The organism is Sandarakinorhabdus rubra, from assembly GCF_010994245.1.
In the GTDB taxonomy this organism is placed as follows: Bacteria; Pseudomonadota; Alphaproteobacteria; order Sphingomonadales; family Sphingomonadaceae; genus Sandarakinorhabdus; species Sandarakinorhabdus rubra.
Genome location: NZ_WMHO01000454.1, coordinates 1 through 628, shown reverse-complemented (window position 1 = coordinate 628; position 628 = coordinate 1). Strand labels below are relative to the sequence as shown.

Genomic DNA, 628 nt, shown 5'->3' with positions numbered 1-628 from the left:
CCGGGGCGAGGGCGGGCTGGGGGCAGAGGCCCTCGAGGGGCTTGTGGTCGACCGGCCACGCGCCGTGCTCCACGCTCGCGCCGAAGCGCGGCTGCACGCCATGCTCGCGGCCGGCGCGCTGGCCGAGGTGGATGCGCTGCTGCGGCTCGGCCTGCCGCCCGACGCCCCGGTGCTGAAGGCGCTGGCCGTGCCGCAACTGACGGCGCATCTGGCGGGGCAGCTGGCACTTGACGATGCGCTGGCGCAGGCCCTTGCCGCCACCCGGCAATATCAGAAACGCCAGCAGACCTGGGCGCGGAACCAGCTTTCGGGCTGGCGGATTTGCGACGAAATGATCGACTGATCCGCACAATTCATCGAACCGCACCCGCGCTGTCACGGCTTGTTAACCATCCTCTGCTTTGTTGCGATGCAACAGGGGCTTGGAGGTTGTGATGCGTTTTGCAGTGGTGGCGTTGGTGGCAACGGGCCTGGCGGCGGCAGCGGCCCCGGCTGCGCAAGCGTCCGTGGCGCTTGATCTTGCCGCGCCGGCCAGCGCCCGTTGCGCGCCATCCGATGCGGCCTGCCTGACACCGGCGGTCACCCCTGTCGCCGCCACATTCACACGGGCCGATGCGATGCCCGTCGC

2 pseudogenes are annotated in these 628 nt (G+C 70.4%); both read left to right on the top strand.

Annotated features, from left to right (window positions below):
- Positions 1-343 (top strand): annotated as a pseudogene (locus GJV64_RS15235) (tRNA (adenosine(37)-N6)-dimethylallyltransferase MiaA); the annotation flags it as partial.
- A gap of 91 nt (positions 344-434) precedes the next feature.
- Positions 435-628 (top strand): annotated as a pseudogene (locus GJV64_RS15530) (hypothetical protein); the annotation flags it as partial.